Genomic DNA, 17,032 nt, shown 5'->3' with positions numbered 1-17,032 from the left:
GCGGACGAGCCCTATCCGAGCCGTTTGGTCAGCGTGTACTCGGTGCAGCCCGGCGGGTAGTCCTCGATCGTGCACACCACCTCGTAGCCCAGGCGCCGGTAGAACCCCGGCGCCTGGAAGTCCCACGTCTCCAGGCGTACGCGGGTGCAACCGCGCTCCTCGCGGGCGACCCGCTCCGCCTCCGTGAGCAGGCGTGCGCCCAGGCCCGCGCCGCGGTGCCGCTCGTCGACCCACAGGTGGGTGACGTGCAGCCAGGCCGTCCAGGTGTGCCCGACCAGGCCGCCGGCCAGCTCGCCCGCCTGGTCCAGGGCCCAGACGTGCAGCGGCGCCTCGCGCTCCGCCGGGGTGCCCCGCAGGGCGCGCAGGACCGGCGAGGCCGCCGTGTTGGTGTCCAGCAGGCGCGAACGGAGCACCGCGCGACGGTCCTTGTCGACTTCTGTCTCAAGACGGAACATGCGGCACACCATAAACGCGCCGGGCGAACAGTTCTGCAAATCCCCTTCCGCTCCCGGCCCGCAGCCCTACCCTGTGAACAGCGCCGGTGGGGGCCGGTGCCGATCAGGGGGCGAGACAGCCGGGTACGACGCCCGGGGCGGGGGTAGCGGTTACTGCACGGCGGCGGCCGTGCGGCGCGTGCCCCGCCCGGGCGTCGTGTCCGCGCCGGTCGTCACTCTCCGGACCTGGGGTATCCCCTGCTCCTCGTGGAGCTCGGGGAAGGGGGTTTCGTGGTGCGCATCCGAGTCCTGGTCGTCGACGACCACCGCATCTTCGCCGAGTCGCTCGCCGCCGCCCTGGCCGCCGAGCCCGACGTCGACGTCTCCGCGGCCGGCAGCGGTCCGGCGGCGCTGCGCTGCCTGGAGCGCGCGGCCGCCGAGGGGCGCCGCTACGACGTGCTGCTGGTCGACGCCGACCTCGGCGGTGCCGTGCCCGGGCCGCGGCCCGCGGTGCCCGTGCAGGAGGTGGGCGAGGACGGACTGGTCGACGGGATCTCCCTGGTCGCCGGGGTGCGCGCGGCGCAGCCCCACCTCCGGGTGGTGGTCCTCGCCGAGAAGGACGACCCGCGCCGCGCGGCCCTGGCGCTGCAGGCCGGCGCGTCGGGCTGGGTCGCCAAGGACTGCTCGCTGTCCCGGTTGCTCACCGTCATCCGGGGGGTGCTGCGCGACGAGACGCACCTGCCGCCCGCGCTGCTCACCGGGGTGCTGCGCGAGCTGACCGCGGCCCGCAAGCACCGCACCGAGAGCGAGCGGCTGGTGGAGTCGCTGACCCCGCGCGAGCGGGAGGTGCTGCGCTGCATGGTGGCCGGGCTGGGCCGCAAGGCCGTCGCCGAGCGGCTGTTCCTCTCCCCGCACACCGTGCGCACCCACATGCAGAACGTCCTCGGCAAGCTGGGCGTCCACTCCACCCTCGCCGCGGTGGCCCTGGCCCGCCGGGCGGGCGTCGGCCCGGTCGACCTCGGCGCCCCGGCCCGCATGGTCGCCGAGGAGAGCAGCAGCGCCTGACGGGCTTCGAGGGCGCGGGTGGTTGCCTTTCAGGGGCGCGGGGAACTGCGCGACCGGCCACGACGGCGCCGCAGCCGAAGGACGGGCCCAGCCCGAAGGACAGGCTCAGCCCGAAGGACGGTCTCAGCCCGGAATGTTGTCGAACGGAGCCGTCAACTGCCGCAGCAGCCCGGCCAGTTCGATCCGCTGGGCGTGCGACAGCTCGCCGAGGATCGCGCGTTCCTGCGCGAGCAGTCCCGCCAGCGCCTGGTCGGCCCGGTCGCGGCCCTCGTCCGTCAGCCGCACCAGCACCCCGCGCCGGTCGCTGGGGTCCGGCAGCCGTTCCACCAGGCCCTTCTTGGCCAGCCGGTCGATGCGGTTGGTCATCGTGCCCGACGTCACGAGCGTCTGGGTCAGCAGCTGGCCGGGGGAGAGCTGGTAGGGCGCCCCGGCCCGCCGCAGGGCGGTCAGGACGTCGAACTCCCAGGGCTCCAGCTGGTGCTCGGAGAACGCCAGCCGGCGGGCGCGGTCCAGGTGCCGGGCGAGCCTGCTGACCCGGCTGAGCACCTCGAGCGGTTCCACGTCGAGGTCCGGGCGCTCCCGGCGCCACGCTGCGACCAGCCGATCGACCTCGTCCTCCATGACGATCAGTGTAGTGGTTGTGTCGACATGAAGTCTCTTGATGTGAAGTCTCTTGACATCAAGAGAAAATGGCGGGGACAGTGGAGGCATGACCGAGCCCACCTGGGACCCCGCCCAGTACCTGCGCCACGCGGGCCACCGCGCCCGCCCCTTCACCGACCTGCTGGCCCGCGTCCCGGGCCTGCCCGGCGACCCGCCGCGCATCGCGGACCTCGGCTGCGGCCCCGGCAACGTCACCGCCCTGCTCGCCGACCGCTGGCCCACCGCGCACATCACCGGCTACGACAACTCGCCCGCCATGCTGGAGCAGGCGCAGGCCCACGCCGGTCCCACGCCGGGCGGTGGCCGGCTGGACTTCGCGCCCGCCGACGCCACCGCCTGGACACCGGCCGAGCCGTACGACCTGATCGTGTCCAACGCGGCGCTGCAGTGGGTGCCGGGACACCTGGACGCCTTTCCCGCCTGGCTGGCCGGCCTCGCCCCCGGCGGCACCCTCGCCTTCCAGGTCCCGCACAACCTCGACGCGCCCCTGCACGCCCTGATGCGCGAGCTCGCCGCCACGCCCCGCTGGAAGGACCGCCTCGGACACGTCCTGCGCGCCGGCGACTCCGTCCACGCCCCCGGCGTCTACCTGGACCGGCTGGCCCGGCTCGGCTGCGCCACCGACGTCTGGGAGACCACGTACCACCACGTGCTGACCGGCGAGGACCCGGTCCTGGACTGGGTCAAGGGCACCGGCCTGCGCCCCGCCCTGACCGCCCTCGCCGAGGATCCCGGGGCCCGGGACGCCTTCGTCGCCGAGTACCGCGACCTGCTGCGCACGGCCTACCCGAGCAGCCCCTACGGCACCGTCCTGCCCTTCCGCCGCCTGTTCGCGGTGGCCCGCAAGGAGGCGTGATGCTCCGCTGCGTCGACCACGTCCAGCTCGCCGCCCCACCGGACAGCGAGGACCTGCTGCGGGCCTTCTACGTCGGCGTCCTCGGCATGACGGAGGACGCCAAGCCGCCCGCGCTCGCCGCCCGCGGCGGCTGCTGGTTCCGCTCCGGCGAGGTCCGGCTCCACCTGGGCGTCGAGGCGGACTTCCGCCCCGCGCGCAAGGCCCACCCGGGACTGCGGGTCACGGACATCGCGGCGTACGCCGACCGGCTCGCCCGCCACGGCGTCACCGTCACGTGGGACGGCGATCTGCCGGGTCACCGCAGGTTCTACGCCGAGGACCCGGTCGGCAACCGGCTGGAGTTCCTGGAACCGGGGGTTTAGGACGCGCGGTCGCGGTCACTCGTAGCGATGAGACGCCCCCCGAACCTGACTGGGAGTGATCAACCGTGGCAGGCGAGCAGAAGGCCAAGGGCAAGACCGAAGAGCTCAAGGGCAAGGCCAAGGAGACCGTGGGCCGTGCCGTGGGCAACGAGCGGATGACCGCCGAGGGCGAGGCCGACCAGATGAAGGGCGACGCCCGCCAGGCCAAGGAGAAGGCGAAGGACGTCTTCAAGCACTGAGCCGGACCGGGTCGCACCCGACCCGCACGAACGCGCCGAGGCCCCCTGGAAGCAGGGGGGCCTCGGCGCGCTCATGTGGGTCCGGCGCGGGGCGCCGTCAGCTCTTGCGGTGGCCGATCAGCCGCGGCTTCGGCTCCAGGCCGTCCAGGCCGTGCCAGGCCAGGTTGACCAGGTGCGCGGCGACCTCCGCCTTCTTCGGGCGGCGCACGTCCAGCCACCACTGGCCGGTCAGGGCGACCATGCCGACCAGGGCCTGGGCGTACAGCGGCGCCAGCTTCGGGTCGAAGCCGCGGCTCTTGAACTCGCGGCCCAGGATGTCCTCCACCTGCGTGGCGATGTCCGAGATCAGCGAGGCGAAGGACCCCGTCGACTGGGGGATCGGCGAGTCACGGACCAGGATGCGGAACCCGTCCGTGTACTCCTCGATGTAGTCCAGCAGCGCGAACGCCGCCTGCTCGCACAGCTCGCGCGGGTGCCCCGCGGTCAGTGAGCTGGTCACCATGTCGAGCAGACGGCGCATCTCCCGGTCCACGACGACCGCGTACAGGCCCTCCTTGCCGCCGAAGTGCTCGTACACCACCGGCTTGGACACCCCGGCCTTCGCCGCGATCTCCTCCACGCTGGTGCCCTCGAAGCCCTTGGCGGCGAAGAGGGTGCGACCGATCTCCAGGAGCTGCTGGCGGCGTTCCGCACCGGTCATCCGGGTGCGGCGCGCGCGCCGCGGCTTGTCGTTGCTGGGGGTACTGCTGGGATCGGTCGCCACGGCGTCCATCATGCCGCGTCGGCCGTGACCTTCCGGCGCCGGGAGCCGCCCTCCTCGTCGGTGCGACGCGCATCGATGCGCGAGCGTGACGGCCAGCGCACGTCATAGGCCCAGCCGAGCATCTCGAACCAGCGGATGAACCGCGCCGAGGAGTCGATCTGGCCGCGCATCACACCGTGCCGCGCCGCGGTCGGGTCGGCGTGGTGCAGGTTGTGCCAGGACTCGCCGCACGACAGCACCGCGAGCCACCAGACGTTGCCCGAGCGGTCGCGCGACTTGAACGGGCGCTTGCCGACGGCGTGGCAGATGGAGTTGATCGACCAGGTCACGTGGTGCAGCAGCGCCACCCGGACGAGCGACCCCCAGAAGAACGCGGTGAACGCGCCCCACCAGGACATGGTGACCAGGCCGCCGATCAGCGGCGGCAGCAGCAGCGACACGGCCGTCCACAGCACGAACTGGCGGGAGATCGCCCGCATCGCCGGGTCCTTGATCAAGTCCGGCGCGTACTTGTCCTGCGGCGTCTGCTCCTCGTCGAACATCCAGGCGATGTGCGCCCACCACAGGCCCTTCATCAGGGCCGGCAGGGTCTCGCCGAAACGCCACGGGGAGTGCGGGTCGCCCTCCGCGTCGGAGAACTTGTGATGCCTGCGGTGGTCCGCCACCCAGCGGACCAGTGGCCCCTCGACCGCCATCGACCCCATGATCGCCAGCGCGATCCGCAGGGGCCGCTTGGCCTTGAAGGAGCCGTGGGTGAAGTAGCGGTGGAAGCCGATCGTGATGCCGTGGCAGCCGAGGAAGTAGAAGAACACCAGCAGACCGAGGTCCAGCCAGCTCACTCCCCATCCCCAGGCCAGCGGCACCGCGGCCACCAGCGCGAGGAACGGAACGGTGATGAAGAGCAGCAGCGCGATCTGCTCGATCGAGCGCTTCTGCTCCCCGCCCAGCGTGGCGGGGGTCGGATCGGTGGTGTCGGTCGTCTTCGCCGTGTCTGCGATCACGTCGGAACTTGAGGTCATGCGCGTCCCTCGGGGGGTCTTGGAATCAGGCGGTGCCGTGGGCGGAAGCCGTACCAGCGGTTCCTACGGTTCCGTAACCTACGGCATCGTAAGTATGGCAGGGTGATGCGCGGCGGCAAGAGCCCGACGGCCTGCGCCTGCGCATGGACACCTATCCTTGTGTCGGTCGGACAGCGCGGTCCGCTCTGATTTCTTCCCGGAGCTTGCTCCCCGTAAGCGGCGCCGCCGCACGGGGCGAAGTCCGGGTTCCCCTCCCAGACGAGCTTCAACACTGCAAGGAGCCGCACCTGTGAGCAGTGCCGAGGACCAGACCGTGTCCCAGGAGACCACCAGCACCGAGCTGCGCGCCGACATCCGCCGACTGGGCGACCTGCTGGGCGAGACCCTCGTCCGCCAGGAGGGCCCCGAGCTGCTCGACCTGGTGGAGAAGGTCCGCCGCCTCACCCGCGAGGACGGCGAGGCCGCCGCCGAGCTGCTGCGCGGCATCGAGCTGGAGACCGCGGCCAAGCTGGTGCGCGCCTTCTCCACCTACTTCCACCTGGCCAACGTCACCGAGCAGGTCCACCGCGGCCGCGAGCTGCGCGCCCGCCGCGCCGCCGAGGGCGGCCTGCTCGCCCGCACCGCCGACCGCCTCAAGGACGCCGACCCCGAGCACGTCCGCGAGACGGTCCGCAACCTCAACGTGCGCCCGGTGTTCACGGCCCACCCCACCGAGGCCGCCCGCCGCTCGGTCCTCAACAAGCTCCGGCGCATCGCCGCGCTCCTGGAGACGCCGGTCATCGACGCCGACCGCCGCCGCCAGGACGTCCGGCTCGCCGAGAACATCGACCTCGTCTGGCAGACCGACGAACTGCGCGTGGTCCGCCCCGAGCCCGCCGACGAGGCCCGCAACGCCATCTACTACCTCGACGAGCTGCACGCCGGCGCCGTCGGCGACGTCCTGGAGGACCTGACCGCCGAACTGGAGCGCGTCGGCGTCCACCTCCCCGAGGAGACCCGCCCCCTCACCTTCGGCACCTGGATCGGCGGCGACCGCGACGGCAACCCCAACGTCACCCCCGAGGTGACCTGGGACGTCCTCATCCTCCAGCACGAACACGGCATCAACGACGCCCTGGACATGATCGACGAGCTGCGCGGCTTCCTGTCGAACTCCATCCGCTACTCCGGCGCCACCGAGGAACTCCTCACCTCGCTCCAGGCCGACCTCGAACGGCTGCCCGAGATCAGCCCCCGCTACAAGCGGCTCAACGCCGAGGAGCCCTACCGGCTCAAGGCCACCTGCATCCGCCAGAAGCTGGAGAACACCAAGCAGCGCCTCGCCAAGGGCACCGCGCACGAGCCCGGCCGCGACTACCTCGGCACCCGCGAGCTCCTGGACGACCTGGTCCTCATCCAGACCTCGCTGCGCGCCCACCGCGGCGGCCTGTTCGCCGACGGCCGCATGAGCCGCACCATCCGCACCCTCGCCGCCTTCGGCCTCCAGCTGGCCACCATGGACGTCCGCGAACACGCCGACGCCCACCACCACGCCCTCGGCCAGCTCTTCGACCGGCTCGGCGAGGAGTCCTGGCGCTACGCCGACATGCCCCGCGACTACCGCGCCCGGCTGCTCGCCAAGGAACTGCGCTCCCGCCGCCCCCTCGCGCCCACCCCGGCGCCGGTCGACGCGGCCGGCGAGAAGACCCTCGGCGTCTTCCGGACCGTCAAGCGCGCCCTGGAGGTCTTCGGACCCGAGGTCGTCGAGTCGTACATCATCTCCATGTGCCAGGGCGCCGACGACGTCTTCGCCGCCGCCGTCCTCGCCCGCGAGGCCGGCCTGATCGACCTGCACGCCGGCTGGGCGAAGATCGGCATCGTGCCGCTGCTGGAGACCACCGACGAGCTCAAGGCCGCCGACACGATCCTGGAGGACATGCTCTCCGACCCGTCCTACCGGCGGCTGGTCGCCCTGCGCGGCGACGTCCAGGAGGTCATGCTCGGCTACTCCGACTCCTCCAAGTTCGGCGGCATCACCACCAGCCAGTGGGAGATCCACCGCGCCCAGCGCCGCCTGCGCGACGTCGCCCACCGCTACGGCGTGCGCCTGCGCCTCTTCCACGGCCGCGGCGGCACCGTCGGCCGCGGCGGCGGCCCCTCCCACGACGCGATCCTCGCCCAGCCCTGGGGCACCCTGGAGGGCGAGATCAAGGTCACCGAGCAGGGCGAGGTCATCTCCGACAAGTACCTCATCCCGTCGCTGGCCCGCGAGAACCTCGAACTGACCGTCGCGGCCACCCTGCAGGCCTCCGCCCTGCACACCGCGCCCCGCCAGTCCACCGAGGCCCTCGCCCGCTGGGACGCCGCGATGGACGTCGCCTCCGACGCCGCCCACGCCGCCTACCGCCGCCTGGTCGAGGACCCCGACCTGCCGACGTACTTCCTCGCGTCGACGCCGGTGGACCAGCTCGCCGACCTGCACCTGGGCTCCCGGCCCTCCCGCCGCCCCGGCTCCGGCGTCTCCCTCGACGGACTGCGCGCCATCCCCTGGGTGTTCGGCTGGACCCAGTCCCGCCAGATCGTCCCCGGCTGGTTCGGCGTCGGCTCCGGCCTCAAGGCGCTGCGCGAGGCCGGACTGGACAGCGTGCTGGACGAGATGCACGAACAGTGGCACTTCTTTCGCAACTTCATCTCCAACGTCGAGATGACGCTCGCCAAGACCGACCTGCGCATCGCCCAGCACTACGTCGACACGCTCGTCCCCGACGAGCTGCGGCACGTCTTCGACACCATCCGCACCGAGCACGACCTCACCGTCACCGAGGTCCTCAAGGTCACCGGCGAACGCGAACTCCTGGCTGCCCAGCCCGTCCTGAAGCAGACCTTCGCCATCCGTGACGCCTACCTGGACCCGATCTCCTACCTCCAGGTCACCCTGCTCAAGCGCCAGCGCGACGCCGCGGCCACCGGCGAGCAGCCCGACCCGCTGCTCTCCCGCGCCCTGCTGCTGACCGTCAACGGCGTCGCCGCGGGCCTGCGCAACACCGGCTGACCCGCCCCGCACACCGGCACACGACGGCGCCCCCGGGATCCAGGATCCCGGGGGCGCCCTCGCGTTGACCGCACGGAATTGTCCCTTCCCGCGGCTGTCCGTTCAGGCGGTCAGGAACGCCGCCGTCAGCAGCGCGACCCCCGACCCCGCCAGCAGCCACCCCGCCCGCGGCCGTCGCATCCCGCCCGCGACCACCACCGACGCCAGCAGCAGCGCACCCCCGAGCGGTACCCACGCGTACAGCACCCCGGCCGGCCCCGAACGCACCACCTGGTCGCTGTCCGGCTTCACCACCACCGCGTACGTGCGCCCCTCGCGCACGCCCACCGACCGGTCGATCTCCACCCGGGCCCGCGCCGTCGACCCCGCCGACACCGGCGCGTACGGACCCGAGCAGGTGTCCTCCCCGCACCGGGTCACCGTCACGGTGCCCCGCTCCCGCCCCTTGGTCAGCATCACGTGCTGCGCCGTCCCCCACGACGCCCACACGCCCGCGATCAGCACGAGCACGGCGACCGCCCCCATCACCGCGAGCCGCCCGAACCGCAGCGCGGGGCCGGAGGTGCGGGGGGAGCGGTGGGCGGTGGCAGGCATGGCCGGGATCATTGGCCATGGCCTGGCGCCGGGTCAACTCCGCCGGGGGCGGTTCAGGAGTTGTACGACCCCTGCGCCCGCTCCAGCCCCTCGGTCACCAGGCACTCCACCGCGTCCGCCGCCCGATCCACGAACCAGTCCAGCTCCTTGCGCTCCGCCGAGGAGAAGTCCTTCAGCACGAAGTCCGCGACCTGCATCCGCCCCGGGGGCCGCCCGATCCCGCACCGCACCCGGTGGTAGTCCGGCCCCATCGCCTTCGTCATCGACTTCAGCCCGTTGTGCCCGTTGTCCCCGCCGCCCAGCTTCAGCCGCAGCGTGCCGTAGTCGATGTCCAGCTCGTCGTGCACCGCCACGATCTGCGCGGTCGGCACCTTGTAGAAGTCCCGCAGGGCGTTCACCGGCCCCCCGGACAGGTTCATGTACGACATCGGCTTCACCAGCACCACCCGCCGGCCGGCCGGACCCACCGGACCGGTCCGGCCCTCCACGACCTGCGCCTGCGCCTTCCCGGCCCGCTTGAACCTCCCCCCGATCCGCTCGGCCAGCAGATCGGCCACCATGAACCCGATGTTGTGCCGGTTCATGGCGTACTCGGGCCCGGGATTGCCCAGGCCGACGATCAGCCAGGGGGCGGTGGCGGGGGTGGTCACGTCCAGGTCTCCTTGGATACGCGCCAGCCGCTGCCCCCGGGAGGAACAGCGGCTGACCAGTGGGTGATCGTGAGGATCAGGCCTCGGCGGCGGCCTCGTCGCCCTCGGACTCCTCGCCCGCCGACTCCTCCGCCTGCGCGGCGAGGACCTGCACGACGACCGCGTCGTCCTCGACGGCCAGCGTGGTGCCCTTCGGCAGCTCGATGTCCTTGGCGAGGATGGAGTCACCGGCCGCCAGGCCCGCGATGGACACGGTGACGGACTCGGGGATGTGCGTGGCCTCGGCCTCGACCGGCAGCGCGTTCAGCACGTGCTCGACCAGGTAGGCACCCGGGGCGAGCTCGCCCTCGGTCTGCACCGGGATCTCGACCGTGACCTTCTCGCCGCGCTTGACCAGCAGCAGGTCGACGTGCTCCAGGAAGCCCTTCAGCGGGTCGCGCTGCACGGACTTCGGGATCGCCAGCGCGGTCTTGCCGTCGACCTCGAGGGCGATCAGGACGTTCGGCGTGCGCAGCGCCAGCAGCAGCTCGTGACCCGGGAAGATCAGGTGGACCGGCTCGGTGCCGTGCCCGTACAGGACACCCGGGACCTTGTTGTCACGGCGGATGCGGCGCGCGGCACCCTTGCCGAACTCGGTGCGGGTCTCGGTGGCGAGCTTGACCTCGGACATGGTGATCACTCCTCGTAGGAAGCGGAACGGACGGGGTCACCCGGCCAACGAACGGCCTGCTACGAAGAGCGCGTCGATAACGGATCGCCGTACCAGGTACGGCCTCCCTCGCCGAGCAACTTCAGCAGCTTACCCGGCACAGGAGGCCGTACCCAAAACGATCACCGGCCGCGGTCAGCGCACCCGGTGCAGAAACCTCACTGCTCGTCGAACAGGCTCGTCACCGAACCGTCCTCGAACACCTCACGCACCGCACTCGCGATCGTCGGCGCGATCGACAGCACCTTGATCTTGTCCAGCCCGTCACTCAGCTCACCCGGCGTCGGCAGCGTGTTCGTGAACACGAACTCGCTCACCCGCGAGTTCTTCAGCCGGTCCGCCGCCGGACCCGACAGCACCCCGTGCGTCGCCGTCACGATGACGTCCTCCGCACCGTGCGCGAACAACGCGTCCGCCGCCGCACAGATCGTGCCACCCGTGTCGATCATGTCGTCCACCAGGACGCACACCCGGCCCTCGACCTCACCCACGACCTCGTGGACGGTCACCTGGTTCGCCACGTCCTTGTCACGCCGCTTGTGCACGATCGCCAGCGGCGCACCCAGCCGGTCGCACCAGCGGTCCGCGACCCGCACCCGGCCCGCGTCCGGCGACACCACCGTCAGCTTGTTGCGGTCCACCTTCTCGCCCACGTAGTCCGCCAGCAGCGGCAGCGCGAACAGGTGGTCCACCGGACCGTCGAAGAAGCCCTGGATCTGGTCCGTGTGCAGATCCACGGTCAGCAGTCGGTCCGCACCGGCCGCCTTCATCATGTCCGCGATCAGCCGCGCCGAGATCGGCTCACGGCCACGGTGCTTCTTGTCCTGCCGCGCATAACCGTAGAACGGCACGATCACCGTGATCGAACGCGCCGACGCACGCTTCAACGCGTCGATCATGATCAACTGCTCCATGATCCACTTGTTGATCGGAGCCGTGTGGCTCTGGATCAGGAAGCAGTCCGCACCACGCGCCGACTCCTGGTAACGGACGTAGATCTCGCCATTGGCGAAGTCGAAGGCCTTCGTCGGGACGACCCCGACACCCAGCTGGTGGGCGACCTCCTCGGCAAGCTCGGGGTGGGCGCGGCCGGAGAAGAACATCAACTTCTTCTCGCCGGTCGTCTTGATCCCGGTCACAGCACTGTCTCCTCAGAGGTCTCTCAGCCGGCTGACGACAGGCCGCGCCGCTGGGCGCGGCGAGCCGTCTCAGCTGGTGGGGTGCGGGTGTGCACTTATCACGGTACGCCGTGTTCGACGCACGCGTTTCCGGTCAGTCCTCGCGCCCGCCCTCACGGGCCGCCGCCTCGGCAGCCCGCGCCGCCGCACTGCCCGGACGCTTACGGGCCACCCAGCCCTCGATATTCCGCTGCTGGCCACGGGCCACGGCCAGCGAACCGGGCGGCACATCCTTGGTGATCACGGAGCCCGCCGCGGTGTACGCACCGTCCCCGATCGTGACAGGAGCCACAAACATGTTGTCCGAACCCGTCTTGCAGTGCGACCCCACCGTCGTGTGGTGCTTGGCCTCACCGTCGTAGTTCACGAACACGCTCGCCGCGCCGATGTTCGAGTACTCACCGATCGTCGCGTCCCCCACGTACGACAGGTGCGGCACCTTAGTCCCCTCACCGATCGACGCGTTCTTCGTCTCCACGAACGTCCCGATCTTCCCCTTCACCCCCAGCCGCGTCCCCGGCCGCAGATACGCGAACGGCCCCACCGACGCCCCCGCACCGATCTCCGACGCGTACGACACCACGTTGTCCACCCGCGCCCCCGCACCCACCACCGTGTCCGTCAGCCGGCAGTTCGGACCCACCTCGGCCCCCTCCGCCAACCGGGTCGCACCGTGCAACTGCGTCCCCGGATGCACCACCACGTCCCGCTCGAACGACACCGTCACATCCACCCACGTCGTCGCCGGGTCCACCACCGTCACACCCGCCAGCATCGCCTCGGTCAGCAACCGGTCGTTCAGGATCCGCCGCGCCTCGCTCAGCTGCACCCGGTTGTTGATCCCCGCGATCTCCCGGTGGTCCGCCGCCACCGACGCCCCCACCCGGTGCCCCGCCTCCCGCAGGATCCCCAGCACGTCCGTCAGGTACTCCTCACCCTGACTGTTGTCCGTCCGCACCTGCTTCAGCGCGTCCGCCAGCAACGCACCGTCGAACGCGAACACACCCGAGTTGATCTCCCGGACCGCCCGCTGCTCCTCCGACGCGTCCTTGTGCTCCACGATCGCCGTCACCGCGCCCGACGCGTCCCGCACGATCCGGCCGTACCCCGTCGCGTCCGGGACCTCCGCCGTCAGCACCGTCACCGCGTTGCCGTCCGCGCCGTGCGTCCGCGCCAGCTGCCCCAGCGTGGCCGCCGTCAGCAGCGGGGTGTCCCCGCACACCACGACCACGGTCCCGTCCACCGCGCCGCCCAGCTGCTCCAGGCCCATCCGGACCGCGTGGCCCGTGCCGTTCTGCTCCTCCTGGACGGCCGTGCGCACGCCCGGGTCGATCTCGGCGAGGTGCGCGGTGACCTGCTCGCGCGCGTGCCCGACGACGACCACGAGGTGCTCGGGGTCCAACTCGCGGGAGGCGGCGAGGACATGACCGACGAGGCTGCGACCGCAGAGCTCGTGCAGGACCTTGGGTGTGGCCGACTTCATACGGGTGCCCTCACCCGCTGCGAGAACGACGACGGCTGCCGGGCGAATGGCGCTCACGGAGTTGCCCTTCGGCTGTGTAGGGGTGGGGACACCCGAAGGATACCGGGGCGTTAACGGGGGGACATGAGAGCGGGCCCCGACTGTGCAGTCAGGGCCCGGCAGTGCAGCTCCGCCGCTAGGACTCGAACCTAGACCGAAACACCTCCAAAGGGTGCCGTGCTGCCAATTACACTACGGCGGATCGCTGCCTCAGACCTTACCGGAGCTTGTCCGGCTGCCAAGAACGATTCCGTTCCACCAGCCTTCGATACGGCGGTGCAGCTCTGCGCTTCTGAGGACGACGACGCGGAGGCATCCGTGGTAGCTGTCGCCCACATTAGTGCGCCGTGTCTTGGGGTTGTGCCTCTTGAGACTGGTCTTCAGAAGTGCGGAGGTTTCAATCCCCACCGTCTTGGCCCAGTATGCCTCCGCCCGGGAGACATCGGCTGATTCGTGGATATTGACGGAGAAGCGCAGGCGCTCTCGTTCCACGCCGATCAGGTCGAGCCAGACGAGGAACACCCTGATCATGTTGGGGTCACTGTTGACGAAGATCACGCGACGATCCGAACCGCCTTTGGCCTTGGCTCCCTCCGACCAGTAGAGACCCACTCCAAGGAGGAACAACTCCCGGGCGGACAGGGCGCCCACCGTCGGCGCGGCTTCGTCCGTGATTCGCCGGCGCTGCTCCTCCCGTACGGCCTGTTGGCGCCGGCACCGCTCCCGAGCCGCGTGCCGGGACTGTTCCGATGGCGGCCGTCGCTCCGGCTTCGGCAAGTCGCGTACCCACAGGGAGATCGAGCTCTTCGAGACGCCCAGTTCCAGTTGGATCTGGTCGTACGTGCGGCCTTGGAGGCGCAGCTCGCGGGCGCGGGCGCGGAGGTCGTCCTTGGCGCGGGGGCGCTTCGTCCAGTCGGGGGGCGGTTCGCCTTCGAGGAGGCGGTTGAGGATGTCGTTGTTGTCGACGTGCAGGCGGTCGCGGATCTGCCGGCGGCTGAGGCCGGCCCGCCGCAGCGCCACCGCTTGCTGTCGCAGGCCCTCGAAGTCGGCGTACTTGGTGGTCATACGCATACCGTCCGGACGGAATGTCAGGTTCCGGGGGCGAACAGGGGTGGTTCAGTAGTTCGAGTGAAAGTGGGGGGTTTCGGAGTTATTCGATTACGGAGGGTGGTGTAGGCCAGTCGGCGAAACTCGCCGGAAAAGGCGGGGTGGGCTTCCGTAGGCTGGAGGCATGACCACGACGGGGGAAGAGCACGAGGCGGCCCGGGGAGGGCCGTGGTGGTGGGCCAGGTGGCGCAGCGCCGTGCTGGACGGGGCGCTGGCCGCGGCGTCGGCCGTGGAGTGCGCGGTGGAGGGCGTTCCGTTCGCGCGGGATGCGGGGATCGCGCCGGCGGTGGGGGTGGTGTTCGGGCTGCTGGCCGGCTCGGTGCTGGTGGTGCGCCGCCGGTGGCCGATCGCGGTGGTGCTGGTGGCGATCGCGATCACGCCGGCCGAGATGGGCTTCCTGATGGGGGTCGTCGGCCTGTACACGCTGGCGGCGTCCGAGCTGCCGCGCCGGATCATCGGTTCGCTGGCGGGGATGTCGCTGGTGGGGACGCTGATCGTGACGTTCGTGCGGGTGCGGCAGGACATGGCGCGGGGTGATCTGACCCTGGGTGACTGGTTCGTGCCGTTCGCGTCGATCACGACGGCGATCGGGATGACGGCTCCGCCGGTGCTGCTGGGTCTGTACGTGGGGGCGCGGCGCCGGCTGATGGAGAGTCTGCGGGAGCGGGCGGACAGTCTGGAGCGGGAGCTGCAGCTGCTGGCCGAGCGGGCGGAGGAGCGGGCCGAGTGGGCGCGGGGTGAGGAGCGGACGCGGATCGCGCGGGAGATGCACGACGTGGTGGCGCACCGGGTGAGTCTGATGGTGGTGCACGCGGCGGCGTTGCAGGCGATCGCGCGGAAGGACCCGGAGAAGGCGGTGAAGAACGCGGCGCTGGTGGGGGACATGGGCCGGCAGGCGTTGACGGAGCTGCGGGAGATGCTGGGCGTGCTGCGCAGTGGGGACGGGGTGCGCGGGGGGTCGTCGTCGGCGGTGCCGGCGGCGGTGGAGGTGGCCGCGGCGGTGGCGGTGTCGCGTGCGGTGGTGGACGAGGGCGCGGTGGAGGGGCCGTGTCTGTCGGACGTGGAGGAGCTGGTGGGGCAGTCGGCGGCCGCGGGGATGGTGGTGGACCTGTCGGTGGAGGGGGAGGCGCGGTCGTACGCGGCGGAGATCGAGCAGACGGCGTTCCGGGTGGTGCAGGAGGCGTTGACGAACGTCCACAAGCACGCGGCGGGTGCGAAGACGTACGTGCGGCTGGCGCACCGGGTGTCGGAGATCGCGATGCAGGTGGAGAACGAGCCGCCGCCGGAGGCGGGGTCGGCGTCGTCGGCGCGGTTGCCGTCGGGGGGGAACGGCCTGGTGGGGATGAAGGAGCGGGTGGCGGCGTTGGGCGGGGTGTTCGTGTCGGGGCCGACGGATGCGGGGGGTTTCCGGGTGTCGGCGGTGATTCCGGCGGCGTAGACGGCGCGTACGCGCACACGCGCCCAGGGCGCCCAGGGCGCACACGGCTCTGCGGCGTACCCGGCGTGGGCGTCGTGTGTGCCGCCGCGTGGTCAGCCGGTGGTGAGGCGGGTGGGGCGGGTGCCGGCGACGAGCGTGCCGAGGGCGTGGTCGATGTCGGGGCCGAGGTACCAGTCGCCGGTGTGGTCGAGGGCGTAGACGCGGCCCTCGGCGTCGATGGCGAGGAGGGCGGCGGTGCCGGTCTCGGTGCCGAGGGGGCTGATCTCGGTGTCGAGGGCGCGGCCGAGGTCGCCGAGGGTGCGGGCCTGGTGGAGGCCGTGCAGGGGGTCGAGGTGGAGGGCGGCGGGGGCGAGCTGGCGGCCGGGTCCGGTGGGGGTGATGTGCAGTCCGCCGAATTCGGCCCAGGCCTCGACGGCGGCGGGGAAGACGGCGTGGCGGTGGCCGCCGGGTGAGGTGTGGTCCCGGAGGGTGTCGGCCCAGACTTCCGCTTGTTTGATGTCCCAGCGTCCTGGTTGCCAGCCGGCGTCGCGCAGGGCGGCGTCGACGGGGACGGGGAAGCGGGTGGTCGAGGTGCGGTCGGTGTGCATCTGCCCTTCGTTCGTCGAGGTGGTGGACCGGCGGCGGGGCGCCGTGGGGCCGCCGTGGTGCGGTCTTCCTTGCGGTGGTGGTGGGAGGAGCGGTGGGGAGGGGCGGGGTCGGGTCAGTGGTCGGCCGGGGTGGGGTCGACGATGCGGACGCCGAAGTGGGCGCTGAGGGCGGTGCAGGCGCGGCAGGGTGCGGCGAAGGCGCCGTGCAGGGGGTCGCCGTCCTCGCGGATGTGACGGGCGGTGAGTTTGGCCTGTTTGAGGGCTTTGCGGGCTTCGCCGTTGGTCATGGGTTTGCGGGCGGCGCGTTTGCTGCGGGCGGTGTCGGCGGCGGCGAGGTGGCGGGAGATGAGGAGGGTCTCGGCGCAGCGGCCGGTGAAGCGGTCGCGCTGGCTGCTGGTGAGGGTGTCGAGGAAGTCTTGGACGAGGGGGTGCAGGGAGGGGGGTTCCTCGCCGCGGGCGGCGGTGCAGGTGAGGGTGGTGCCGCGGACGGAGAGGGCGGCACCGACGGTGGGCAGGATGCCGTCGCGGCGGTGGCGCAGGGTGGGTGCGTGGGGGGTGTCGGCGGTGCTCCAGCCGACGCGCGGGTCGCCGCCGGCCGGGGCGCCGGCGGGTGCGGGGGCGGGGGCGGTGGGGGTGCGCGGTCCGTCGTGCGGTGCCGTGTGCGGTGGTGCGGGTGGCTGCGGCTGGGGACCGCGGTGCGGTCCCGTCTGTGTCGCGCTCATGATCGTCATCCCCTCCTGAGCATCCCCCGGGCGGACCCAGGGTGCCAAATGGCGTGGCTGGTGGGGAAGCTGGGGCGCCGCGACACGCCAGCG

At 71.7% G+C, this 17,032-nt stretch carries 18 protein-coding genes and 1 tRNA gene; 6 read left to right on the top strand and 13 right to left on the bottom strand.

The window, feature by feature from the left end:
- Window positions 1-11 precede the first annotated feature (11 nt).
- A complete protein-coding gene (locus E4U91_RS14555) occupies window positions 12-467 on the bottom strand; it encodes a GNAT family N-acetyltransferase (protein WP_174867800.1) in 456 nt (151 codons plus the stop codon).
- A 258-nt stretch (window positions 468-725) separates the two neighbouring features.
- Between E4U91_RS14555 and E4U91_RS14550 the strand changes: the two genes are divergently transcribed.
- Window positions 726-1,499: a LuxR C-terminal-related transcriptional regulator gene (locus E4U91_RS14550; protein ID WP_137307254.1), complete on the top strand. Its 774-nt coding sequence runs from the start codon at window positions 726-728 to the stop codon at window positions 1,497-1,499.
- 123 nt (window positions 1,500-1,622) lie between these two features.
- Here the strand turns inward: E4U91_RS14550 and tamR are convergent, their stop codons facing one another.
- Window positions 1,623-2,120, bottom strand: coding sequence for a MarR family transcriptional regulator TamR (gene tamR, locus E4U91_RS14545; protein WP_067233986.1), 498 nt, complete (start codon window positions 2,118-2,120; stop codon window positions 1,623-1,625).
- An 88-nt stretch (window positions 2,121-2,208) separates the two neighbouring features.
- On the opposite strand from tamR, the gene E4U91_RS14540 reads away from it, so the two are divergent.
- From E4U91_RS14540 to E4U91_RS14530, 3 genes are all read left to right on the top strand, one after another.
- Window positions 2,209-3,018: a trans-aconitate 2-methyltransferase gene (locus tag E4U91_RS14540; protein ID WP_137307253.1), complete on the top strand. Its 810-nt coding sequence runs from the start codon at window positions 2,209-2,211 to the stop codon at window positions 3,016-3,018.
- Window positions 3,018-3,380 carry a VOC family protein gene (locus tag E4U91_RS14535; RefSeq protein ID WP_137307252.1) on the top strand — a complete coding sequence of 121 codons (363 nt, stop codon included), beginning with the start codon at window positions 3,018-3,020 and terminating at the stop codon, window positions 3,378-3,380. Before E4U91_RS14540 ends, E4U91_RS14535 begins: the two co-directional genes overlap by 1 nt.
- Before the next feature lie 65 nt (window positions 3,381-3,445).
- On the top strand, window positions 3,446-3,619 hold the full coding sequence (locus E4U91_RS14530; protein ID WP_137302694.1) for a CsbD family protein: 174 nt from the start codon (window positions 3,446-3,448) through the stop codon (window positions 3,617-3,619).
- A gap of 97 nt (window positions 3,620-3,716) precedes the next feature.
- Here E4U91_RS14530 and E4U91_RS14525 read toward each other — a convergent pair whose 3' ends face one another.
- Together E4U91_RS14525 and E4U91_RS14520 are read right to left on the bottom strand one after the other, a co-directional pair.
- Complete coding sequence (locus tag E4U91_RS14525; protein WP_067233982.1) at window positions 3,717-4,394, bottom strand: TetR/AcrR family transcriptional regulator; 678 nt, start codon at window positions 4,392-4,394, stop codon at window positions 3,717-3,719.
- Window positions 4,391-5,401 carry an acyl-CoA desaturase gene (locus E4U91_RS14520; RefSeq protein ID WP_137307251.1) on the bottom strand — a complete coding sequence of 337 codons (1,011 nt, stop codon included), beginning with the start codon at window positions 5,399-5,401 and terminating at the stop codon, window positions 4,391-4,393. The genes E4U91_RS14525 and E4U91_RS14520 overlap by 4 nt, the downstream gene beginning before the upstream one ends.
- 289 nt (window positions 5,402-5,690) lie before the next feature.
- Between E4U91_RS14520 and ppc the strand changes: the two genes are divergently transcribed.
- Window positions 5,691-8,432, top strand: coding sequence for a phosphoenolpyruvate carboxylase (gene ppc, locus E4U91_RS14515; protein WP_137307250.1), 2,742 nt, complete (start codon window positions 5,691-5,693; stop codon window positions 8,430-8,432).
- 102 nt (window positions 8,433-8,534) lie between these two features.
- Here ppc and E4U91_RS14510 read toward each other — a convergent pair whose 3' ends face one another.
- The 7 genes from E4U91_RS14510 to E4U91_RS14480 form a co-directional block, all read right to left on the bottom strand.
- Entirely contained in the window at window positions 8,535-9,038 is a 504-nt protein-coding gene (locus tag E4U91_RS14510; RefSeq protein ID WP_137307249.1) for a hypothetical protein, read from the bottom strand.
- A 41-nt stretch (window positions 9,039-9,079) separates the two neighbouring features.
- Window positions 9,080-9,682, bottom strand: a complete 603-nt coding sequence (gene pth / locus E4U91_RS14505) for an aminoacyl-tRNA hydrolase (protein WP_137310820.1) — start codon at window positions 9,680-9,682, stop codon at window positions 9,080-9,082.
- A 70-nt stretch (window positions 9,683-9,752) separates the two neighbouring features.
- On the bottom strand, window positions 9,753-10,346 hold the full coding sequence (locus E4U91_RS14500; protein ID WP_137307248.1) for a 50S ribosomal protein L25/general stress protein Ctc: 594 nt from the start codon (window positions 10,344-10,346) through the stop codon (window positions 9,753-9,755).
- Window positions 10,347-10,543: 197 nt separating this feature from the next.
- Entirely contained in the window at window positions 10,544-11,524 is a 981-nt protein-coding gene (locus E4U91_RS14495; protein ID WP_137307247.1) for a ribose-phosphate diphosphokinase, read from the bottom strand.
- 133 nt (window positions 11,525-11,657) lie between these two features.
- Entirely contained in the window at window positions 11,658-13,103 is a 1,446-nt protein-coding gene (gene glmU / locus E4U91_RS14490; protein WP_137307246.1) for a bifunctional UDP-N-acetylglucosamine diphosphorylase/glucosamine-1-phosphate N-acetyltransferase GlmU, read from the bottom strand.
- Between the two features lie 110 nt (window positions 13,104-13,213).
- Window positions 13,214-13,287, bottom strand: a tRNA-Gln gene (locus E4U91_RS14485).
- An 8-nt stretch (window positions 13,288-13,295) separates the two neighbouring features.
- Window positions 13,296-14,156 carry a hypothetical protein gene (locus E4U91_RS14480; protein WP_137307245.1) on the bottom strand — a complete coding sequence of 287 codons (861 nt, stop codon included), beginning with the start codon at window positions 14,154-14,156 and terminating at the stop codon, window positions 13,296-13,298.
- A 160-nt stretch (window positions 14,157-14,316) separates the two neighbouring features.
- Here E4U91_RS14480 and E4U91_RS14475 point away from each other — a divergent pair, with 160 nt between their 5' ends.
- The gene (locus E4U91_RS14475) at window positions 14,317-15,630 is read left to right on the top strand and encodes a sensor histidine kinase (protein ID WP_137307244.1); all 1,314 of its coding nucleotides are present in this window, start codon (window positions 14,317-14,319) and stop codon (window positions 15,628-15,630) included.
- Between the two features lie 92 nt (window positions 15,631-15,722).
- Here the strand turns inward: E4U91_RS14475 and E4U91_RS14470 are convergent, their stop codons facing one another.
- Together E4U91_RS14470 and E4U91_RS14465 are read right to left on the bottom strand one after the other, a co-directional pair.
- Entirely contained in the window at window positions 15,723-16,217 is a 495-nt protein-coding gene (locus E4U91_RS14470; RefSeq protein WP_137307243.1) for an SUKH-3 domain-containing protein, read from the bottom strand.
- Window positions 16,218-16,330: 113 nt separating this feature from the next.
- Window positions 16,331-16,939 (bottom strand): YwqJ-related putative deaminase, encoded by a 609-nt coding sequence (locus E4U91_RS14465; protein ID WP_137307242.1) that lies wholly within the window; start codon window positions 16,937-16,939, stop codon window positions 16,331-16,333.
- Between the last annotated feature and the right edge of the window lie 93 nt (window positions 16,940-17,032).

Origin of the sequence: Streptomyces lasalocidi (assembly GCF_005280215.1) — a bacterium.
Classification (GTDB): Bacteria; Actinomycetota; Actinomycetes; order Streptomycetales; family Streptomycetaceae; genus Streptomyces; species Streptomyces longwoodensis.
Note: the sequence above shows the minus strand (reverse complement) of the source record. Positions and strands in the feature narration are given on the sequence as shown.

What these genes read in the sequence shown, in the direction of transcription:
- E4U91_RS14555 (WP_174867800.1), bottom strand. Translation starts at nt 467, where the DNA reads ATGGTGTGCCGCATGTTCCGTCTTGAGACAGAAGTCGACAAGGACCGT.
- tamR (WP_067233986.1), bottom strand. Translation starts at nt 2,120, where the DNA reads ATGGAGGACGAGGTCGATCGGCTGGTCGCAGCGTGGCGCCGGGAGCGC.
- E4U91_RS14540 (WP_137307253.1), top strand. Translation starts at nt 2,209, where the DNA reads ATGACCGAGCCCACCTGGGACCCCGCCCAGTACCTGCGCCACGCGGGC.
- E4U91_RS14535 (WP_137307252.1), top strand. Translation starts at nt 3,018, where the DNA reads ATGCTCCGCTGCGTCGACCACGTCCAGCTCGCCGCCCCACCGGACAGC.
- E4U91_RS14525 (WP_067233982.1), bottom strand. Translation starts at nt 4,394, where the DNA reads ATGATGGACGCCGTGGCGACCGATCCCAGCAGTACCCCCAGCAACGAC.
- E4U91_RS14520 (WP_137307251.1), bottom strand. Translation starts at nt 5,401, where the DNA reads ATGACCTCAAGTTCCGACGTGATCGCAGACACGGCGAAGACGACCGAC.
- E4U91_RS14510 (WP_137307249.1), bottom strand. Translation starts at nt 9,038, where the DNA reads ATGATCCCGGCCATGCCTGCCACCGCCCACCGCTCCCCCCGCACCTCC.
- E4U91_RS14500 (WP_137307248.1), bottom strand. Translation starts at nt 10,346, where the DNA reads ATGTCCGAGGTCAAGCTCGCCACCGAGACCCGCACCGAGTTCGGCAAG.
- E4U91_RS14480 (WP_137307245.1), bottom strand. Translation starts at nt 14,156, where the DNA reads ATGCGTATGACCACCAAGTACGCCGACTTCGAGGGCCTGCGACAGCAA.
- E4U91_RS14475 (WP_137307244.1), top strand. Translation starts at nt 14,317, where the DNA reads ATGACCACGACGGGGGAAGAGCACGAGGCGGCCCGGGGAGGGCCGTGG.
- E4U91_RS14470 (WP_137307243.1), bottom strand. Translation starts at nt 16,217, where the DNA reads ATGCACACCGACCGCACCTCGACCACCCGCTTCCCCGTCCCCGTCGAC.
- E4U91_RS14465 (WP_137307242.1), bottom strand. Translation starts at nt 16,939, where the DNA reads ATGAGCGCGACACAGACGGGACCGCACCGCGGTCCCCAGCCGCAGCCA.